The organism is Thermogutta sp. (assembly GCF_039793925.1).
Lineage (GTDB): Bacteria > Planctomycetota > Planctomycetia > Pirellulales > Thermoguttaceae > Thermogutta.
In genome coordinates, this window is sequence record NZ_JBAMME010000275.1 from 1 (window position 1) to 940 (window position 940).

At 53.1% G+C, this 940-nt stretch carries 1 protein-coding gene; it reads right to left on the reverse strand.

What is annotated here, in order from left to right:
• Positions 1-203 precede the first annotated feature (203 nt).
• Positions 204-940 (reverse strand): glycosyltransferase family 2 protein (locus tag ABJK56_RS13970; RefSeq protein WP_347245281.1); only part of this gene is annotated, 737 nt, incomplete at its 5' end.

Here is a 940-nt window from a genome sequence, read left to right on the forward strand (position 1 = left end):
CCGCGAAGTCTTTTTCACCCAGTATCGCTGGTACACTGGTCTCCGTTCGCCTGGCCCGCGATTTTGCAGCCTCGTAGCACAGGAAGTAGGTCAGATAATCTTCCCATTCCCATTGGCGCCATCGCGAAAGAGATGGTCTTTCAAGCATGCGACGATCCTTGAAATGTTCTCAGAGCTGTGAGACCGTAGGTTGTACCGAGGACCTAGCTTCGATCGCCAAATAATCGAGTCGCAGTCCCCTCATGGCAGGAATCGCTCCGCTGCCGCATCTCCCACATCTTGGCATTAATATGGAATTCCTGAATCCCTTTCAGAACGGCGTAAATGAAGCCGGGCTTGCCGTCCAAGAAACCCAGTCGTATCACGTACATGTAGAAAAAACGTAAGAAGGGGCGGCACGGAAGCCGTACCCAGAGCTTTTTGAACCACCGCTTGCGCTCCACAGGATTTCCGAAGAGTCGCGCGGGGATCGACTGGGAGAGTTCCTTTCCCTGGAGCAAATTAAGCCTCATTTTTGCATCCCAGGTGGAGTAATTATTGTGGCGTGCGATCCAGCGGGATAAATCTTTATAATCGAGATGCAGCAACGGCTCACGCAGGTATCCCGCCTTGCCTTGAAGGACAACGTGTTCGTGGACCTCTACATCCCCGGCCGATTCAAGATCCTCCGTGTCTAGTTTTTCGTATCGCCCCAATTGATGACGGAACAGCCGGAGGTTCCAGCTGGGATAGTTTCCACCATATCGAAGCCAACGTCCCATGAAAATAAGTTTTCGGTTCAGGTAGTACCCGTCATAACGGGGACCGCTCTCAAATTCCCGCCGAATTTCCCGTTCCAGTTCCGGCGTGACCCGTTCGTCGGCGTCCAACAAGAGCACCCACTCATTGCGAAACGGCAGGTTTTCGAGTGCCCAGTTCTTTTTACGCGGTCCCCCTGGTT